Raw genomic sequence first — 18899 nt, 5'->3', positions numbered from 1 at the left:
ATCGTCTTCCTCCCAGGGAGATTTTGCCGGTGTCCTGCGGGTGAAACCCTCTGCCAAAACCCTCAACCTCAACCATAGGCTTAGAGTTATGTCAAGTTGTTCCGTATGCCCAGAACCGTAGGGCGACCGGGACCGGCCATCGCGCAGGCGCGCCGGAGTGTCGGAGTTTTTTTACCTGACGGTCGCCAGATCCGGGCTGGACACGTCGTAGGTGTGACCCGGCTGAGTCAGCAGCGGGCCCAGCTTGGCGGCCTTCTCCCGGGTCCGGTCGGCGCCGCCCCAGATCACCACCCGCCCGTCGGTCAGGATCAACGTGACCGAGGACACCGACGGCGCGGCGACCCGGCCCACCTGACCGGCGATGTCGGGGCCCAGCGAGCCCAGCACTTCGAGCGCGGCCTGAGTCGGCGGATCGTTGGGTCCCGGATTGTCCACATCCAGATACGGCAGGTTCAGCGGCGGCGCGATCGAGGTGAAGTCCACCCCGTCGCGGTCATAGAGCCGCGGGCCGTCGGGGAAATCGCGCATCGCGATCGGCGCCCGCTCGGCGATGGTGATCCGCAGCGACGACGGGTACTCGCGCTTGACCCGCGCGCTGGCCACCCGGCGGATGCCGGCCACCCGGGCGGCCACCGCATCGGTGTCGACCTGCAGCAGCGGGGTTTCCAGCGGCACCGCGGCGGCCTCCACCACCTGCTCGCGGGTGACCTCCCCGACGCCGACGACGACGATGTCGCGCACCGACATCAGCGGGGTGAAGTAGAGCACCAGCCCCAGCCCGACGATGACCGCGGCGGCCAGCACCCCCAGCACCGCGGCCTTGAACCCGCGGACCATGCCCCGCGAGGGTCCCGCGGCCGACGGTTCTGCCACCGCGTGCGCCTTGCGCTTGGCCTCCAGCCGGGCGAGCTCCAGGGCGCGGGCCTTCTCGGCCAGCGCGCGGCGCTCCTCGCGTTCGCGCCGAGCCCGCCGTCGCGGGCCCTCGAAGTCGGCGGTCCCGGACTCCCCCGCCGCCTCAGCCTGCTCGGCCTGCTCGGCCGCTTCGGCCTCGGGTGGCTGCGGCGACGGCTCCTCGCCGGCCGGACCCTCAGGCGGCTCGGAAGGCTCCGACATCACCGGGCTTCCAGCGCGGACAGGATCTCCGGTCCGAGCATGGTCACGTCACCGGCGCCCATGGTCACCACCACGTCGCCGGGGACCGCCACCCGCGCCACCTGCTCGGCCGCCGCCGAGAAATCCGGCAGGTAGCCGACCGGGACGCCGACCCGGTCGGCGATGGTCGCCCCGCTGATCCCGGGCAGCGGCTGCTCCCGGGCGGCGTACACGTCGAGCACGAAAACCCGGTCCGCCAGATCCAGGGCGGCGGCGAACTCCTCGGCGAAAGCCTTTGTGCGCGAATACAAATGCGGTTGGAACACCGCGATGACCCGGCCGCCGCCGCTCTGCTCGGTGAGGGTGCCCAGCGCGGACAGCACCGCGCGCACCTCGGTGGGATGGTGGGCGTAGTCGTCGAACACCCGGACCCCGCCGGCGCTGCCGACCAGCTCGAAACGCCGGCGCACGCCCTCGAAACCGGACAACCCCTCCAGCACCAGGTCCACCGGGGCGCCGGCCGCGCAGGCGGCCAGCACCGCGCCGAGGGCGTTGAGCGCCATATGCCGGCCGGGCACCGCCAACCGCAGCGCCCGGTGATGGGACTGGCCGGCCAGCGCGATCTCGGCGACCGCGCCGGTGCCCTGCTGCTGCCAGCTCACCAGTTCGCCGGCCAACTCCAGCTTCCCGTCCAGCAGACCGGCGTCGCTGCCGTAGGCCAGCACCCGGACCCCGCGGTCCGCGGCGCGCACGGCCAGCGCGGCCGCGCCCGGGTCGTCGGCGCAGACCACCAGCGCGCCGCCGGGTTCGATCCGTTCGGTGAACGCGTCGAAGACGTCGCTGTAGGCCTGCGCGCTGCCGAAATGGTCGAGGTGGTCGGCTTCGATATTGGTGACCACCGCGACGTCCGGGCGGTATTCCAGCAGCGAGCCGTCGCTCTCGTCGGCCTCGGCCACGAAGATCGACCCGCTGCCGTGGTGGGCGTTGGTGCCGGCCTCGCCCAGGTCACCGCCGACGGCGAACGACGGGTCGGCGCCGGCGTGCTGCAGAGCGACGATCAACATCGAGGTGGTGGTCGTCTTGCCGTGGGTGCCGGTGACCAGCAGCCGGGTCAGCCCACTCATCAGCTTGGCCAGCACCACCGGGCGCAGGATCACCGGGATGCCGCGGCGGCGCGCCTCGACCAGCTCGGGATTGTCCTTGGGGATGGCGGCGTGGGTGGTGATGACCGCGGTCGGCCCGCCGGGCAGCAGGTCCAGCGACGACGCGTCGTGGCCGATCCGCACCGACGCGCCGCGCGCGGACAACGCCCGCACGCCGCGGGACTCCTTGGCGTCGGAGCCGGACACCGCGGCGCCGCGGTCCAGCAGGATCCGCGCGATACCGGACATGCCGGCGCCGCCGATGCCGACCATGTGCACCCGGGACAGTTCCTCGGGCAGCGGTGCGCTCATCGATTCTTCTCCCGGTTCGCCACCGCGATGTCCAGCGCGGCGCCGGCGACCCGGCCGGCCGCGTCGCCGGCGGCGATGGCCGCCACCGCGGAGGTCATGGCGGCCAGTCGCGCGTCGTCGGTGAGCAGGTCGGCGACCGGTCCGGCGACATAGGCCGGGGACAGTTCGGCGTCGTCGACGAGCAGCCCACCGCCGCCGCCGACCACCGGCAGGGCGTTGAGCCGCTGTTCGCCGTTGCCGATCGGCAGCGGCACATACACCGCGGGCAGCCCGACGGCGGACACCTCGGCGACGGTCATCGCCCCGGACCGGCAGATCACCAGATCCGCGGCGGCGTACGCCAGGTCCATCCGGTCCAGGTACCCGACGGCGACATACGGCGGGTCCCCGGCGGCGGGTTCGGGCAGTTCCAGGGTGTTCTTCGGGCCGTGCGCGTGCAGCACCGAGACGCCGCGGGCGGCCAGGTCGGCGGCCGCGCCGGAGACCGCCCGGTTCAGCGACGCCGCGCCCTGGGAGCCGCCGAAGACCAGCAGCACCCGGGCGTCGGGGGCGAAGCCGAAGTGCGCGCGGGCGGCCGCGCGCAGGCCGGGGCGGTCCAGTTCGGCGATGGCGGCGCGCACCGGCATGCCGACCACCTCGGCGCCGGCCAGACCGCAGTCCGGCAGCGCGGCCAGCACCTCGGTCGCGCCGCGGGCGCCGACCTTGTTGGCGATGCCGGCCCGGGCGTTGGCCTCGTGGATGAGCACCGGGACGCGGTTGCGGCGCAGGCCGCCGCGGGCGGCCAGGTAGGCCGGCAGGGCGACGTAGCCGCCGAAGCCGATGACCACGTCGGCGCGCACGTCGTCGAACACCGCGCGGGTCTCCCGGACCGCGCGGCGCACCCGCAGCGGCAACCGGGCCAGGTCGGCGTTGAGTTTGCGGGGCAGCGGAACCGGGGTGATCAGCCGCAGGTCATAGCCGCGCTGCGGGACCAGCCGGGTTTCCAGGCCGCGTTCGGTGCCCAGCGCGGTGATCCGGACCCGGGGGTCGATCGAGCGCAGCGCGTCGGCGACCGCCATCGCGGGTTCCACATGTCCGGCCGTGCCACCCCCGGCGAGCACGACCGAGATGGCCGGACCGCCGGCGGCGGCCGCGGAGTTGACCGCCTCGTTCACCCGTAACGCTGACCTTCCAGAGTGCGTCTGCCACGCGGCTGGCGGAGTCCAGCAGGCGGCAGGTCGCCGTAGTCGCGGGCGCCGCCGGCGCGCTGCGCGCGCCCGGTTCCCGTCGAGCCGACCTTAGCGGATCTGGCCGACGCCGCTTTGCCGGTGCGGGTCTGCGCGCGGGCGGGCTCCCGGCGACTGGGGTCGCGACGGGCGGGTTCTCGGCGCGCCGGATCCCGGCGGGCGGGTTCCCGACGCTCGGCCGACCGCTCCGGCCGGCCCTGGCGTTCGGCGACGCCGCGCCGGGTCGAACTTCGGGTTTCGCCGCGTTCCGGCGCCGGTCGCCGCCGCGCCCCCGGCGGCGGGGTCTTGGCCGGCCGGCGGGCCGGGGCCTTGGCCACCGCCTTGGCCGGTTTGACGGGCTTGGCCGCAGGCGCGGGCTTCGGCCGGGCCTTGGGCTTGCCCGAGTCGAGCAGCTTCGGGTCGTAGGGCACCGGTAGCGGCAGCCGCAGGAAGCGGTTCATCCGGTCGTCGCGGCCGGCCCGCAGCGCGGCCACCGCCTCGGGTTCGTGGCGGGCGGCATTGGCCATCAGCCCGATCATCACCAGCGTGGTGGCCGTCGACGTGCCGCCGGCCGAGATCAGCGGCAGCTGCAGCCCGGTGACCGGCAGCAGGCCAAGCACATAGCCGACGTTGATGAAGGACTGGCCGATGATCCACAGTGTGGTGGTGGCGGTCAGCAGCCGCAGGAACGGGTCCACCGAGCGGCGCGCGATGCGCAGGCCGGTGTAGGCGAACAGCGCGAACAGCAGCAGCAGGCCCAGGGCGCCGATGAAGCCCAGCTCCTCGCCGACAATGGCGAAGATGAAGTCGTTGTGCGCGTTGGGCAGATAGTTGTACTTCGCGGTGCCCTGGCCCAGGCCCTCGCCGAACACCCCGCCGTTGGCCAGCGCGAACTTCGACTGCCGGGCCTGGTAGCCGGCGCCCTGGGCGTCGGAGCTGGGATCCAGCCAGGACCGCACCCGGGTGGACCGGTAGCCGGCGGACAGCGCCATCACCGCGGCCAGGCTCACCATCGCGCCCAGCGAGGTGACGAAGACCTTCAGCGGCAGCCCGGCGAACCAGAGCAGGCCGATCAGGATGATGGCCATCGACACGGTCTGCCCGAGGTCGGGCTGCGCGACGATCAGCGTGCAGGCGATGGCGGCCGCGGGGATCAGCGGGATGAGCATCTGGCGCAGCGAGGCGTGCTTGGTGCGCCGGGTGGCCAGCAGGTGCGCGCCCCAGATGGCGAAGGCGACCTTGGCCAGCTCCGAGGGCTGCATGGACATCGGCCCCACCACGAACCAGCCGCGGGAGCCGTTGGACAGCGTGCCGATGCCCGGAATGAGCACCAGGATCAGCAGCAGGATGGTGAAGCAGAAGAACGGCAGCGAGGCCCGGCGGATGAAGCCGACCGGCATCCGCAGCGCGATCCAGAACGCGAACAGGCCGATGACCGTCCACATCACCTGCTTGCCGAAGATCAGCCAGGGGGTGCCGTCGATGTCGTAGGACTTCACCCCGGACGCCGAGAGCACCATGATCAGGCCGAGGGTTATCAGCAGCCCGGCGATCGCGATGACCAGGTGGAATGAGGTCAGCGGCTTGCCGAGCCAGGCCACGAACCGGGCGTTGCGCAGGTGCAGCCGCCGCGCCGGGGCCTCCGCGGCCGGGGTTTTCCCCGTCTCGGTCGATTCGGCTCGGGCCTCGTCGGGTTCCTCGGCGGCGTCCTCGGCCGCGGCGGATTTGCCTCGCAGCCGGCGCAGCATCGCGGGCATATCCGCTACCGGGACGAGGCGGTGACGGCGGCGGCGAAGGCGTCGCCACGGTCGGCGTACCCGGCGAATTGGTCGAAGGAGGCGCCGGCCGGGGCCAGCAGCACGGTGTCGCCGGGCGAGGCCAGCCGGCGGGCGGCCGCGACCGCCGCCGTCATCACCGCAGCCCCCGACTCACCAGCCACATGAGTCACATCTGCATCAGAAGTCCCACGCATCCCAGCATCCTCCCCCGTCACAACTTGGATGACGGGCACATCGGGCGCGTGTCGCGATAACGCCTTGGCAACCACCCCGCGATCAGCGCCGATGAGCACCGCGCCGGCCAGCCGGTCGGCCACCGCGGCCACCAACTCGTCGACCGAGGCGCCCTTGAGCAGACCGCCGGCGATCCACACCGAGCGCGGGTAGGCCCGCAGCGACGCCTGCGCGGCGTGCGGATTGGTGGCCTTGGAGTCGTCGACGTAGGTCACCCCGTCGCGCACCGCGACGACCTCGGCGCGGTGCCGGCCCACCTCGAAACCGGCCAGCGCGGCGGCGATCGACTCGCCGGGCACGTCGACCGCGCGGGCCAGCGCGGCCGCGGCCAGCGCGTCGAGCACCCCGACCGGACCGGCGACGGTCACCGCGCTCACCGGGGCCAGCGCCGCGGCCGGGTCGGCGAACGCGTGGTCGGTCAACTGCCCGTCGACCACCCCGAGCTCACCGGCGCCCGGCTCACCCAGGGTGAACCCGACCTTGCGCGGCGCGTCGGCGCCCGCCAGCAGGTCCGCCGCGATCGGATCGTCGATCCCGGCGACCGCGACCCGGCCGCTCAGCGCCACGGCCTTGGCGCCGGCGTAGTCGGCCATCGAGCCGTGCCAGTCGAGGTGGTCTTCGGCGACGTTGAGCACCGCGCCGGCCTCCGGGCGCACCGACGGCGCCCAGTGCAGTTGGAAGCTGGACAGCTCGACGGCCAGCAGCTCGCAGGAATCGGCGAGCACGTCGATGACCGGACGTCCGATGTTCCCGCACAATCGGCTGGTGCGGCCCGCCGCGGTCAGCATGGCGTGCAGCATCGAGGTGGTGGTGGTCTTGCCGTTGGTGCCGGTGACCACCAGCCAGCGCCGCGGCGGCCCGTAGTGGCCCGCGGCGTCCAGCCGCCAGGCCAGTTCCACATCGCCCCAGATCGGGACGCCCGCGGCGGCCGCGGCCGCCAGCAGCGGGGTGGCCGGCGACAGCCCGGGGCTGGTGACGACCAGCTGATAGTCGGCGATCCCGGCGGTCGCCTCGGCGACGCCGCGGGTGGCCACCCCGGCGACCGCCAGCGCGGCGAGGGTGTCGGCGCTGTCGTCGGTGACCTCGGCGCGGACGCCGAGCGGTTCCAGCGCGGTGAGCACTGCGCGGCCGGTCATTCCGGCGCCGGCCACCAGCACCCGGGCACGGCCGCCCAGTTGCGCGATATTCACCGCTAGCCGCCGACCGCGGAGAGCCATTCGCTGTAGAACAGCGCGACGCCCAGTCCGCAGGCGATGGCGGTCAGCAGCCAGAACCGGATGATGACCGTCGTCTCGGCCCAGCCGGCCAACTCGTAGTGGTGGTGGAAGGGCGCCATCCGGAACACCCGCCTGCCGGTGGACCGGAACGCCACGATCTGCACGACGACCGAGACGATCTCGGCGACGAACAGCGCGCCGAGCACCACGGCCAGGATCTCGGTGCGGCTGGTCACCGACAGACCGGCGATGATGCCGCCCAGGGCCAGCGAGCCGGTGTCGCCCATGAAGATCTTGGCCGGCGCGGCGTTCCACCACAGGAACCCGATGCAGGCGCCGGCGGTGGCGGCGGCGATCAGCGCGAGATCCAGCGGGTCGCGGACGTTGTAGCAGCCGGCCTCCGGGGCCGTGGCGCACGGATTGCGGAACTGCCAGAAGGTGATCAGCACGTAGGCGCCGGTGACCATCGCCATGCAGCCGGCGGCCAGGCCGTCCAGACCGTCGGTGAAGTTCACCGCGTTGGACCAGGCGGACACCAGCACCACCACGAACAGCACGAACACCACCGGCGGCAAGGTCACGGTGGCGATGTCGCGCACATAGGACAGTTGCTGGCTGCCCGGGGTGAGCCCGCTGGCGTTGGGGAACTGCAGCACCAGCACGCCGAAGATGACTGCGGCGCTGACCTGCCCGACGGTCTTGGCGGTCTTGTTCAGGCCGAGGTTGCGCGACCGGCGCAGTTTGATCAGATCGTCGACGAACCCGACGCCGCCGAGCGCGGTGGCCAGACCGAGGACCAGCACCGCGGTGACCGACGGGCCGTGGCCGCCGAGCGCCATCGACACCAGGCGGCTGCCCAGGTAGCCGGCCCAGATGCCGGCGACGATCGCCACGCCACCCATCGACGGGGTGCCGCGTTTGGTCTGGTGGCTCGGCGGCCCGTCCTCGCGGACCTCGTGGCCGAGCCCCTGCTGGGTGAACGCCTTGATCAGCACCGGCGTAAACAGGATCGACACCGTCAGCGCCAGGCCGACAGCAATCAGGATCAGTATCATCGGGTGGAATCCTCCCCCACCGCGGCCGGTTTCGGCGCATCCGGGTCGGTCGCGTCACCGGCCAGGGTCTCCCCCAGCGCGCCCAGACCGACCGAGTTCGACGCCTTCACCAGCACCACGTCGCCCGGGGCGAGCTCGGCGCGCAGCAATTCCAGCGCGGCGTCGGCGTCGGCGACGGCGACGGCTTCGGCGCCCCAGGAGCCCTCCATCACCGCGCCGTTGAGCAGCGCGCTCATCGGTCGCCCGGCGCCGACGGCCACCAGCAGGGAGACGTCCAGGCGCACCACAAGCCGGCCGATCCGGTCGTGTTCGGTGATGGCGTCGTCGCCGAGTTCGGCCATTTCGCCGAGCACCGCGACGCTGCGCCGCGGCGGGCCGCCGTCGCCGCGGGCCATCCAGGCCAGCGCCTTCAGCCCGGCGGCCATCGAATCGGGATTCGCGTTGTAGGCGTCGTTGATGACGGTCACCCCGTCGGCTCGGGTGCGCACATCCATCCGGCGCGCCGAGACGGGGCCGGCGCCGGCCAGCGCGGCGGCCGCCTGGGCCAGGTTCGCGCCGCACTCGCAGGCCACGGCGGCCGCGCACAGCGCGTTGGACACCTGGTGGTCGCCGTGCACGGCCAGTGCCACCTCGACCGACTCCCCGGCGCGGCACAGCCGGAACCGGGGCCGGGCCAGCTCGTCGAGCCGGACGTCCTCGGCCCACAGCTGCGCCTCGGTCCCCGGCGCGCGGGAGACCCGGACCACCCGGGCGTCGGTGACCGCGGCCATCGCCGCCACGGCCGGGTCGTCGGCGTTGAGGATGACCGCGCCGGAGGCCGGGATCGCCTGGGCCAGTTCGGATTTGGTGTCGGCGATGGCCTGGCGGGAGCCGAATTCGCCGAGGTGCGCGGTGCCGACATTGAGCACCACTCCAATCGACGGCGGCGCGATGGCGGCCAGCGCCGCGATATTGCCGGGGTGGCGGGCGGAAAGCTCCAGGATCAGGAAGTCGGTGTCCTCGGTGGCCCGCAGCACCGTCCAGGGGTGGCCCAGTTCGTTGTTGAACGACCCGGGCGGGGCGACGACCTGCCCGAGCGGGGCGAGCACCGCGGCCAGCAGGTCCTTGGTGGAGGTTTTGCCGGCCGAGCCGGTCACCCCGACGATCCTCAGGCCGGCCGCGGTCAGCCGGCGGGCGACCTCGGCGGCGAGTTTGGCCAGCGCGGCGAGCACCGCTGCGCCGGCGCCGTCGCGATCGTGTTCGAGCACCCCGGCGCCCCGGTCGGCGGAGTCCGCCGGCGCGGCGATGACGGCGGGAACGCCGACCGGGCGCGCGGCCAGCACCGCGACCGCGCCCGCCGCGATCGCGGCTGCGGCGTGGTCGTGGCCATCGTGGCGCGCGCCGGGCATGGCCAGGAACAATCCGCCGGGGGTGATCGCGCGGGAATCGAATTCGACGGTTCCGGTGACTCGGGTGGTGGCGGCGTCGTCGGCGCTGATGTCCGCGAGGCGGCCACCGACGATGTCCGCGATCTCGGCCAGGCTCAGCTCGATCACGATTACTCCCGTCCCCCGCGCGCCCGCAGCGCGGCTTCCAGTTCGGCCCGGTCGTCGAACGGGCGGGTCTGCCCGGCCGCGGTCTGCCCGGTCTCATGCCCCTTGCCGGCGATCAGCACCACGTCGCCTCCGCCGGCCCAGGCCACCGCGGCGGCGATGGCCTCGGCCCGGTCGCCCACCTCGCGGATCTGCGCCGGCCCGCGTTCGGCGCGCGCGCCGGCGAGCACCTCGGCGCGGATGGCCGCGGGGTCCTCATCGCGCGGGTTGTCGTCGGTGACGATCACCAGATCGGCCAGTTCGGCGGCCACCGCGCCCATCGGGGCGCGTTTTCCGGTGTCCCGGTTGCCGCCGGCGCCCACCACCACCGCGATTCGGCGCGCCCCGGGGCGCCCGCGCAGCGTCTCCAGCACCGCGCGCAGCGCACCGGGCTTGTGCGCGTAGTCGACCAGCGCCAGGAAATCCTGCCCGACGTCGACCGGTTCCAGCCGGCCCGGCACCAGCGCGGTCCGCAGCCCCGCCGCGGCGGCTTCCGGGCTCACCCCGACCGCGTCCAGAATCGCCAGCGCCAGCAGGGCGTTGGCGACGTTGTAGGACCCCGGCAGCCCGATCTCGACGCGATGCCGCGCGCCGTCGGGCCCGACGGCGACAAAGCTCTGCCCGCCGGCCGCGGCGCCGGACACCTCGGCGGCGGTCCAGTCCGCCGCTCCGGTGGTCGACACGGTGACCGGGTCGGCGGCCCGGGCGGCCATCGCGACGCCGGCCTCGTCATCGACGCAGACCACCGGCCGCGCCGCGCAGACCGTCGAGGCCGGGTCGAACAGCCGGGCCTTGGCCTCGAAGTAGTCGGCCATGTCCGGGTGGAAGTCCAAGTGGTCGCGGGACAGGTTGGTGAATCCGCCGACGGCGAAGGTGGCGCCGTCCACCCGGCCCAGCGCGAGCGCGTGACTGGACACCTCCATCACCGCGGTCCGCACACCTTTTTCCACCATGGCGGCCAGCAGCGCCTGCAGCGCCGGCGCTTCCGGGGTGGTCAGCGCCGAGGGCACGTCGACGCCGTCGATGCGGACCCCGACGGTGCCGATCAGTCCGGCCACCCGGCCCGCGCCGCGCAAGCCGGCCTCGATCAGATGGCTGGTGGTGGTTTTGCCGGAGGTGCCGGTCACCCCGATCAGCTGCAGCCGCTGCGAGGGGTCGCCGTAGACGGTGGAGGCCAGCGGGCCCAGCGCCGCGCGGGGGTCGTCGCAGACCAGCAGCGCCACCTCGGCGCCGTCGATCATCGCCGCGCCGGCGGGGTCGGTCAGGATGGCGGCCGCGCCGCGGTCGGCGGCCTGGCCGGCGAAGGCCGCGCCGTGGGTGGCCGCGCCGGGCAGCGCGGCGAACACGTCGCCGGGGCGCACCTGCTGGGCGCGCAGGGTGACGCCGCGCACCTGGGTCGCGGGGTCGCCGATCAGGGTGATCGCAGGACCGGCCAGCGCCGCCAGCGCGATGCCCGCGACATGGTCGGGGCGCAGCGGTTCAGGCATCCGGTCAGCCTATACATCCGGGCCCGCGGCACGCGTCAGAGCGCACGCAGGACCAGCGGCGGGCCGAGATCGGCCGAGGGCGGCACATTGTCGCGCTGCATCAGCCAGGCCGAGATGTTGTGGAACAGCGGCGCCGCGGAGTAGCCGGGCGTGCCGTCGGCGTTGCGCGACGGGGCGTCCATCATGATCCCGATGACGTAGCGCGGATCGTCGGCGGTGGCCAGTCCGGCGAAGGTGATCCAGTAGACATTGTCGAAGTAGCAGGCGCAGGCCGGGTTGATCTGCTGGGCGGTGCCGGTCTTGCCGGCCATCTGGTAGCCCTCCACCCCGGCTGCCGGGCCGGTGCCCTGCTGGTAGCCCATCGGGTCGCTCTGCACGACGGCGCGCAGCATCTGCCGAACCGAGCGGGCGGTGTCCCGGGAGACCACCCGCACCCCCTCGGGCCGCTCCTCTTCGGTGCGCGTCCCGTCCGGGGCAATGGTGGCCTTGACGATGCGCGGCGGCACCCGCACCCCGTCGTTGGCCAGAGTCTGGTACATCCCGGTCATCTGCAGCAGCGTCATCGACAGGCCCTGCCCGATCGGCAGGTTGGAGAAGGTGCTGCCCGACCACTGGTCCATCGGCGGGACCAGGCCGGCGCTCTCGCCGGGCAGGCCGACGCCGGTACGCTGGCCGAGCCCGAACTTGGTGACCATATCGGCGAACTTCTCCGGGCCGACCCGCTGGGCGAGCATCAGGGTGCCCACGTTGGACGACTTCCCGAGGATCCCGGTGGTGGTGTAGGCCTCGGTGCCGTGGCCCCAGGCGTCCTTGATGCTGACGCCGCCCATCTGGATGACGCCGGGCACCTGGAACACCTCGTCGGGGGTGGTCAGGCCCAGCTCCAGCGCGGTGGCCATGGTGATCACCTTGTTGACCGAGCCCGGCTCGAACGGCGAGGACACCGCCAGGTTGCCCATCTGCCGCTCGGATTGGCGGCCGATGTCCTGGGACGGGTCGAAGGTGTTGTCGTTAGCCATCGCCAGCACCTCGCCGGTGTGCGAGTCCAGCACGACGGCGGAGACATTGCGGGCGCCGGACAGGTCGCGAGCCTGCTGGACCTGCTGCTGCACGTAGAACTGGATGTCGTTGTCCAGGGTCAGCTGCACCGTCGAGCCGTTGACCGCGTTGTGCTTGTTGCGGTAGCTGCCGGGGATGACGACGCCGTCGGATCCGCGGTCGTAGGTGATGGAGCCGTCGGCGCCGGCCAGCACCGAATCCAGTGAGTCCTCCAGGCCGAGCAGGCCGTGCCCGTCCCAGTCGATGCCGCCGACGATGTTGGCGGCCAGCGATCCGCCCGGGTACTGGCGCAGATCCTGACGCTCCGCGCCGACCTCGGGGAACTCCTCGGTGATCACCCCGGCCAGCGCCGGGTCGACGGCGCGGGCCAGGTAGACGAAGGTCTCGTCGCTGCGCAGCTTCTTCAGCAACGACTTGTAGTCGGGCTTGTCATCCATCCGGGCGGCGACGCCCTTGGCGATCTCACGCAGCCGGGCGTCGGGCTCGGGGGCCTTCTCCGACTTCTGCCGGGCCTCGGTGAGCTGTTCGCGGATCCGCTGCGGCTGGAAGGTCAGCGCCCGGGCCTCCACGGTGAAGGCGAGCTTGGCGTCGTTGCGGTCGACGATGGCGCCGCGCACGGCCTGCTCCACGTCGACCACCTTGAGCTGGCTGGCGGCCTGGGCCCGCAGCGCGGCGGCGCCCGGGACCTGCAGGTAGAACAGCTGGCCGGCGGCGACGACGAGCACCACGCCCATCACGATGGCCCCGATCCGGCTGCGGAAGGCGAACGACGCGCTGCGGTTGGCCAGTTCGGTGGCCTCCCGGGTGCGCCGCGCGTCGGCCGGACGGCCCTCGGCCACGGTGGCGCGCTGGCGGACCGGGCGGTTGCGGGCGGCGCTCATGCCGCGGGCGCGGGCTCGACGGGCGCGGCGGGTTCGACCGGCGCCGCGGGTTCGACCGGCGCGGGCGCCGCGGGCTCGGCGGGGGCCGCGTCAACCGGTCCGGGCGCGGGTCCTGCGGGGGCCGCCGCAACCGGTCCGGGCGCGGGGCCGGGGGCCCCGGGGGTGCTCACACCGTGCGGCGCGACGAGCACCGGCACCTCGGCGGCGCCCGGATCGGCCGGCGCGGTGGCATTCGGCGCGGTGGCGTTCGGCGAGACCGGAACCGGACGCTCCGGGCTGGCGGCCGGATTGTCGGCCGGCGGCTCGGCGCGCGGCTTGGGCGCGGGGGCCAGCGGCTTCTCGTCGGGCAGTTTGACGTTCAGCGGGGGCGGCGGCGCGCCGTCGGCGGGCTTGGGCGTGCCGACCACGGTCCACATCCCGGACGGGTCCTGCACCAGGTGCGCGGTGCTGCTGGAGGGGATCATGCCGAGCTGGCGGGCGGCCTCGGCCAGCGCCGGGGCGGCCTGAGCCTCCAGCACCTGGCGCTCCAGCGACTCCTTCTGCTGCTGCAGCACCTGGTTGAGCTGACGCTGGCTGCCCAGCTGGTAGGACCGCTCGGCGGCGTCGGTGGACAGCCACAGGGTGACGCCCAGGCCGATGCCGAGGGCGCCGATGACCAGCACGACGAATGGCACCCGGCGGGCCAGGGTGCGCGGGTTGAGGTCGATCGAGGACAGCCGGGTGAGCAGCCGGACCCGAAGCGGGACCCGAACGAGCTTGGGGGCCTTGGCTTTCGCCGCCTTCGCCCGCGCCTTGGCCTGGCTGGCGCTGCGCGCGCGGGTGCGCTTGGGGGTGGGTGTGGCGCGGGGGGCGCGCTTGGCGTCCCGGGCGGGCGCCGCCGAGCGGGCGGTCCGGTCGGCGGGCGGGCGGTTGCCGCGCGCCGGGGCGTCGGCGGCGCGTCGCGCGACGGCCGCGCCGCGGCGCGGCGCCTCGCCGCGGGCGGCCCGCGGCGTCTGGCCACGGCGCGTCGAAGACGCTCCCGCCTTGGCCTTGCGTTCGGTCTTCACCGACGTCCCCCTTCGGTTTGACGTGCCACGGCGCGCAGGCGGGCCGGCGCGCTGCGCGGATTGCGATCGATCTCGTCGGCGTCGGCGCGCTCGGCGCCGCGGGTGAGCAGGACGAACTCGGGCTCATGGCCCGGCAGTTCCATCGGCAGCCCGGCCGGGGTGCGGCTGGCCGTCGCCGCGGCGAAGCACTGCTTGACGATCCGGTCTTCGCCGGACTGGTAGGACATCACCACCACGCGGCCGCCCGGCCGCACGGCGCGCAGCGCGGCCGGCAGTGCGGCGCGCAGCGAGTCGAGTTCGGCGTTGACGGCGATGCGCAGCGCCTGGAAAGTGCGCTTGGCCGGATGCCCACCGGTGCGCCGCGCCGGCGCCGGAATGGTGTCGTAGAGCAGTTCCACCAATTCGCCGGTGGTGCGCAGCGGAGCGGTTCTGCGACGCCGGACAATTGCGCCGGCAATTTTTCCAGCGAACCGCTCATCGCCGAACTCCCGGAGGATGGCGGCGATTTCACCCTGCTCATAGGTGTTGAGAATATCCGCCGCAGACACCACAGCGCTGTTATCCATGCGCATGTCGAGCGGCGCGTTTGCGGAATACGAGAATCCGCGCTCGGTGCGGTCCAATTGCATCGAGGAGACCCCGAGGTCGAACAGCACACCGTCGATCGACTCGGTTTCCGGCAAACCGGATTCGCTGAGAATCCGGGCAATTTCGTCGTACCGGGCGTATGCCGCGGTGAAACGGTCGGAATAGGACGCCAAGCGCTTCGAGGCGATATCCAGGGCGGTGGGGTCGCGGTCCAGTCCGATCACCGTCAGCCCGGCGAAGCGGCGCAGCAGCGCCTCGGAATGCCCGCCCGCGCCCAACGTCGCGTCGATGACGACCGCGCCGGACCCGTCGGCGTCCGAGCGGGTCAGTGCGGGAGCCAGCAGGTCCAGGCAGCGATCCAGCAGCACCGGCACGTGGCCGAAGCGGCCGGGGTCTTCGGTCACCGTGCCACCTCCACCCTGCTTCAGCCGGTACGTCGCCAGCTCCGTATCGAGCGTCCGGCCTCTTCCTCGCTCGTTCCTCGCTCGTCGAACCGGCCGCGTGTCGAGCGTCCGGCCTCTTCCTCGCTCGTTCCTCGCTCGTCGAGCCTGCCGTGCACCGTGGCCCCTGCCCGACTTCGCGAACCTGGCGCCGGGGAAGTGCGTCAGGGCCCGTTCGGACAGAGACCGCGGTGCGCGGCCCGGGTCTACCTTCACCTCAGATGATGTCGCGCAGAGCTTCATCGCTGGCCGAGGAGAAATTCTCTTCGTGGGACTGCTGGTAGGACTCCCAGGCTTGGGCGTCCCAGATCTCGAGATAGTCCACCGACCCGATCACGACGCATTCCTTGGACAGGCCGGCGTAGCGACGGTGGTCGGCGGACAGGGTGACCCGACCCTGGGCGTCCGGCAACTGCTCGTCGGTGCCGGCGGCCAGGTTACGCAGGAAGGCGCGGGCGTCGGGGTTGCTGCGGGAGGCCGCCGCGGCGCGGCGGGCCAGCTGCTCGAATTCGGCGCGGGGATACACGGCCAGGCTGTGGTCTTGGCTCTTGGTGACCATCACCCCTCCTGCCAGTGCGTCCCGGAACTTCGCCGGCAGCGTGAGCCGGCCCTTGTCGTCGAGCTTGGGCGTGTAGGTGCCGAGAAACACGTGGCGCCTCCCGCTTTGACTCTGGGTGCGGCGGTCTCGTCAGCCCGTCGCTCCGTTGTCAGCCACAATACCCCACTATCCCCCACTTTGCTCCATATAGCTCCCCCGAATCCGTGTCTTCTCCCACCGTCGACCCACTTCCCCCACCGCACGGACGGGACAGGACGGCCGAACACGGCCCAGAAACGACAAAAGCCCAGGCCAACGGCCTGGGCAGAAGTCGGGGGGAAAGTGGGGGACGGTGGTGAGCCGTCCCGCCGGTGGGTCAGTTGTCGAAGCGGCGGCGGAAGCGGTCTTCCATCCGGTTGCTGAAGCCGCCCTGGTTCTTGGGGGTCTTCGCGGCGGGGGACTCGGTCGTCGCGGCGGTCGTCTTCGACGAGCCGGTGACGGCGAACACCACGCCACCGAACATCACCACGAAGCCCAGCACCGACAGCACCGGGAAACCACCGATCATGGTGGCCTTGATCGCCACTCCGGAGACCAGCATGGCCAGACCCAGCACGAACAACGCCGCGCCCTGCAGGCGACGGCGGGCCGAGGGCACCCGCATCGAACCGCCACGGACGCTGGAGGCGAACTTGGGGTCTTCGGCGTAGAGCGCGCTCTCGATCTGATCAAGCATGCGCTGCTCATGCTCGGAGAGTGGCATTCGTCCCTCCTTGCCGGCGCGGCGGTCGTGGTCGCAAACCGGTTGCGACCGTGTCTGAACAACTCCTGTGCCCGAGGTTTCGGACACATAGGTCAATGATACGAGCAGAACCGGCCCGTTACCACCTTGTTCCCGTGCCGATTCTAATCGCTGTCGACGCGCGACGAAGCGCCCACCTCCCGCGTCGGGAGATAATAGGGCCCGCAGCGCCACCTACCGAGAGGCCACGCAGCGGTGACCGGCACGTCAACCTCGACCTATCTGGTCGACCTGTCCGTCGATGACCTGCGCAAACGACTGCCCGAGGCGCTCGGCGTGTACGTCGCGGCGATGGGCTATCCCCCGGGCACCGCCGACCAGCGGGCCGCCATGTGGCTGGAACACTCCCGGCGCGCGGGCTGGTCCGGGGTGGCGGCGCTGGACGCCGAGCACCGCCTCGTCGGCATCGCCTACGGATACCGCGGCGCGTCCGGGCAATGGTGGCAGCAGCAGGTGGTGTCGGGCCTGCGTCGCGCCGGAGCGCCCGAGGCCGCCATCGCAGCGTGGATGGACAACTACTTCGAGCTGACCGAACTGCACATTCATCCCGGGGCCCAAGGCCGCGGGCTGGGCGAGGCAATGGCCCGGCGGATGCTGCGCCCCCGCGCGGAGGACACGGTGCTGCTGTCCACGCCGGAGATCAGCGGCGACGCCAACCGGGCCTGGCGGCTGTATCGCCGACTCGGGTTCGCCGACGTGTTGCGTGGCTACCGATTCGCCGGGGATCCGCGGCCGTTCGCCATCCTGGGCCGGTCCCTGCCGCTGTGAACCCGCGCGTCTGGCACGATGGCCGGGTGCGCGCCCCCCGACGACTGCGTCTGCTGGCCCTGACGGTGCTGCTGCTGGTGATCGCGCCGCTGGCGACCGGCTGCCTGCGGGCCCGGACCACCCTGACCGTCTCCGCCGACGACACCGTCTCCGGCTACATCATGGCCGCGGTCAAACCCGCCACCGATGACGATCCCGGCCCGCAGTTCCGCCGCGACCTATCCTTCGGGAACAAGCTGGCCGTCTCCAAGTACAACCACGACGGCTACGTCGGGTCTGAGGCGGTGTTCTCCAACCTGAGCTTCGGCGAGGTTCCGCAGCTGGCCGACCTGAACGCCGACGCTGCCGGCGTGGACCTGTCGCTGCGCCGCGCCGGGGACCTGGTGATCTTGGAGGGCCGGGTCGATCTGACGTCACTGCCCGAAGGCGACAACGAGGTGCGCCTGACGGTGAACTTCCCCGGCGAGGTGACCTCCACCAACGGCGAGCGGGTTTCCGGGCAGTCGGTGAACTGGCAACTCAAGGCCGGAATCGTCAACACCATGGCCGCCCAGTCCCGCTACACCGACCCCAGCACCCGGGCGTTGAACCGGGCCGCCACCTGGCTGGGCCTGGCCGCGCTGATCGCCGCCGGGATCGTCGGGTACCTGGCCTACCGGTTCCGGGACACCTCGCCCCGGCTCAGCGTCGGATCGACGGAGCAGGACTAGCCTGCTCGATCATGCCCAGGTTGGCCAGCACCTCGCTGGTCGCCCGGGCGAAGTTCAGCGTGCAGAAATGCAGGCTCGGCGCGCCCTCGTCGATCAGGCGCTGGCCCATCTCGGTGGCCAACGCGATGCCCTCCCGGCGGACCGCGTCGCGGTCCTCCTCCGGCCCGTCGCCGGCCGCGCGGGTCAGCCGGTCCAGCACGGTCGCCGGGATCTCGGAGTCCATCAGCTCCACCATCCGGCGCACCGACCGCAGCGAGGTGATCGGCATCAGCCCGGGAATCAGCGGTTTGGCGCCCTGCTCGGGATCCGCCGCGCACACCCGATCCCGCAGCCGCAGGTAATCGTCCACGTCGAAGAACATCTGGCTGATCGAGTACTCGGCGCCCGCCCGCAGCTTGGCAACCAGGTTCGCGGTGTCCGCGTCCAGGTCCACCGCGCGCGGGTGGCCCTCTGGGAAGGAGGCCACCCCGACGTGAAAGTCCCCGGCCGCGCCGATCAGCTCCACCAGCTCGACGGCGTACTCCAGGCCCTCGGGATGCTTGACCCACTCCTGGCGGACTCCGCCCTGCGGGTCGCCGCGCAACGCCAGCAGGTTGCGCACCCCGACCGCGGCGAAGGAGTCGATCAGCCCGCGCAGTTCATCGACGCTGTGCCCGACCGCGGTCAGATGCGCGACCGGCAGCAACGACGTCGTCGAGGCCAATTCCCCCACGATGCGGGCGGTGCGGTCCCGGGTGGTGCCACCGGCGCCGTAGGTCACCGAGACGAACGCCGGGCCCATCGGCTCGAAGGCGCGCGCCGCGCGCCACAACTGGGCTTCACCGGCCTCGTCGCGCGGCGGGAAGAACTCGACGGAGAACGGGGTTCGGCCTTTGGCGATCTCGGCGATCCGGTCCACCACAGACACGCTCGGGCGCTCGGAATGCTCGGATGTCACGGCCCCAGCATAGGTCTAGTCTGTCTTCAGCCCTCCG

At 72.6% G+C, this 18899-nt stretch carries 16 protein-coding genes; 2 read left to right on the top strand and 14 right to left on the bottom strand.

Features of this window, described 5'->3' with window-relative positions:
• Nucleotides 1-171: 171 nt before the first annotated feature.
• The 13 genes from L2Z93_RS07300 to L2Z93_RS07240 form a co-directional block, all read right to left on the bottom strand.
• Nucleotides 172-1113 (bottom strand): cell division protein FtsQ/DivIB, encoded by a 942-nt coding sequence (locus L2Z93_RS07300; protein WP_090590989.1) that lies wholly within the window; start codon nt 1111-1113, stop codon nt 172-174.
• Nucleotides 1113-2546 carry a UDP-N-acetylmuramate--L-alanine ligase gene (gene murC, locus L2Z93_RS07295; RefSeq protein ID WP_090590985.1) on the bottom strand — a complete coding sequence of 478 codons (1434 nt, stop codon included), beginning with the start codon at nt 2544-2546 and terminating at the stop codon, nt 1113-1115. The genes L2Z93_RS07300 and murC overlap by 1 nt, the downstream gene beginning before the upstream one ends.
• Entirely contained in the window at nt 2543-3700 is a 1158-nt protein-coding gene (gene murG / locus L2Z93_RS07290) for an undecaprenyldiphospho-muramoylpentapeptide beta-N-acetylglucosaminyltransferase (RefSeq protein ID WP_234786196.1), read from the bottom strand. Before murG ends, murC begins: the two co-directional genes overlap by 4 nt.
• Nucleotides 3697-5508 carry a putative lipid II flippase FtsW gene (gene ftsW, locus L2Z93_RS07285; protein WP_090590981.1) on the bottom strand — a complete coding sequence of 604 codons (1812 nt, stop codon included), beginning with the start codon at nt 5506-5508 and terminating at the stop codon, nt 3697-3699. Before ftsW ends, murG begins: the two co-directional genes overlap by 4 nt.
• A 5-nt stretch (nt 5509-5513) precedes the next feature.
• A complete protein-coding gene (gene murD / locus L2Z93_RS07280) occupies nt 5514-6980 on the bottom strand; it encodes a UDP-N-acetylmuramoyl-L-alanine--D-glutamate ligase (protein ID WP_164886124.1) in 1467 nt (488 codons plus the stop codon).
• The gene (mraY, locus tag L2Z93_RS07275) at nt 6956-8035 is read right to left on the bottom strand and encodes a phospho-N-acetylmuramoyl-pentapeptide-transferase (RefSeq protein ID WP_090590978.1); all 1080 of its coding nucleotides are present in this window, start codon (nt 8033-8035) and stop codon (nt 6956-6958) included. Before mraY ends, murD begins: the two co-directional genes overlap by 25 nt.
• Nucleotides 8032-9570 carry a UDP-N-acetylmuramoyl-tripeptide--D-alanyl-D-alanine ligase gene (locus tag L2Z93_RS07270; RefSeq protein WP_090590974.1) on the bottom strand — a complete coding sequence of 513 codons (1539 nt, stop codon included), beginning with the start codon at nt 9568-9570 and terminating at the stop codon, nt 8032-8034. Before L2Z93_RS07270 ends, mraY begins: the two co-directional genes overlap by 4 nt.
• A gap of 2 nt (nt 9571-9572) precedes the next feature.
• Nucleotides 9573-11093 carry a UDP-N-acetylmuramoyl-L-alanyl-D-glutamate--2,6-diaminopimelate ligase gene (locus L2Z93_RS07265; RefSeq protein ID WP_090590970.1) on the bottom strand — a complete coding sequence of 507 codons (1521 nt, stop codon included), beginning with the start codon at nt 11091-11093 and terminating at the stop codon, nt 9573-9575.
• 35 nt (nt 11094-11128) lie between these two features.
• A complete protein-coding gene (locus tag L2Z93_RS07260) occupies nt 11129-13033 on the bottom strand; it encodes a peptidoglycan D,D-transpeptidase FtsI family protein (protein ID WP_090590966.1) in 1905 nt (634 codons plus the stop codon).
• Nucleotides 13030-14079 carry a cell division protein FtsL gene (gene ftsL / locus L2Z93_RS07255; protein WP_099541384.1) on the bottom strand — a complete coding sequence of 350 codons (1050 nt, stop codon included), beginning with the start codon at nt 14077-14079 and terminating at the stop codon, nt 13030-13032. The genes L2Z93_RS07260 and ftsL overlap by 4 nt, the downstream gene beginning before the upstream one ends.
• Entirely contained in the window at nt 14076-15071 is a 996-nt protein-coding gene (gene rsmH / locus L2Z93_RS07250) for a 16S rRNA (cytosine(1402)-N(4))-methyltransferase RsmH (RefSeq protein ID WP_234786248.1), read from the bottom strand. Before rsmH ends, ftsL begins: the two co-directional genes overlap by 4 nt.
• Nucleotides 15072-15324: 253 nt before the next feature.
• Nucleotides 15325-15756 (bottom strand): division/cell wall cluster transcriptional repressor MraZ, encoded by a 432-nt coding sequence (gene mraZ, locus L2Z93_RS07245; RefSeq protein ID WP_090592672.1) that lies wholly within the window; start codon nt 15754-15756, stop codon nt 15325-15327.
• A 265-nt stretch (nt 15757-16021) separates the two neighbouring features.
• The gene (locus L2Z93_RS07240) at nt 16022-16408 is read right to left on the bottom strand and encodes an SCO2097 family morphological protein (protein ID WP_090592676.1); all 387 of its coding nucleotides are present in this window, start codon (nt 16406-16408) and stop codon (nt 16022-16024) included.
• A gap of 234 nt (nt 16409-16642) precedes the next feature.
• Between L2Z93_RS07240 and L2Z93_RS07235 the strand changes: the two genes are divergently transcribed.
• Both L2Z93_RS07235 and L2Z93_RS07230 read left to right on the top strand, forming a co-directional pair.
• Complete coding sequence (locus tag L2Z93_RS07235; RefSeq protein ID WP_234786249.1) at nt 16643-17215, top strand: GNAT family N-acetyltransferase; 573 nt, start codon at nt 16643-16645, stop codon at nt 17213-17215.
• Between the two features lie 26 nt (nt 17216-17241).
• Nucleotides 17242-17925 (top strand): DUF3153 domain-containing protein, encoded by a 684-nt coding sequence (locus tag L2Z93_RS07230; RefSeq protein WP_164886123.1) that lies wholly within the window; start codon nt 17242-17244, stop codon nt 17923-17925.
• On the opposite strand, the gene L2Z93_RS07225 is transcribed toward L2Z93_RS07230, so the two are convergent.
• Nucleotides 17897-18862, bottom strand: a complete 966-nt coding sequence (locus L2Z93_RS07225; protein WP_090592682.1) for a methylenetetrahydrofolate reductase — start codon at nt 18860-18862, stop codon at nt 17897-17899. The two genes, L2Z93_RS07230 and L2Z93_RS07225, sit on opposite strands and share 29 nt — an antisense overlap.
• Nucleotides 18863-18899 lie beyond the last annotated feature (37 nt).

Source organism: Mycolicibacterium brumae, assembly GCF_025215495.1.
Lineage (GTDB): Bacteria > Actinomycetota > Actinomycetes > Mycobacteriales > Mycobacteriaceae > Mycobacterium > Mycobacterium brumae.
The sequence above is the reverse complement of the archived record's forward strand: the minus strand, read 5'-3'. Positions and strand labels throughout refer to the sequence as shown.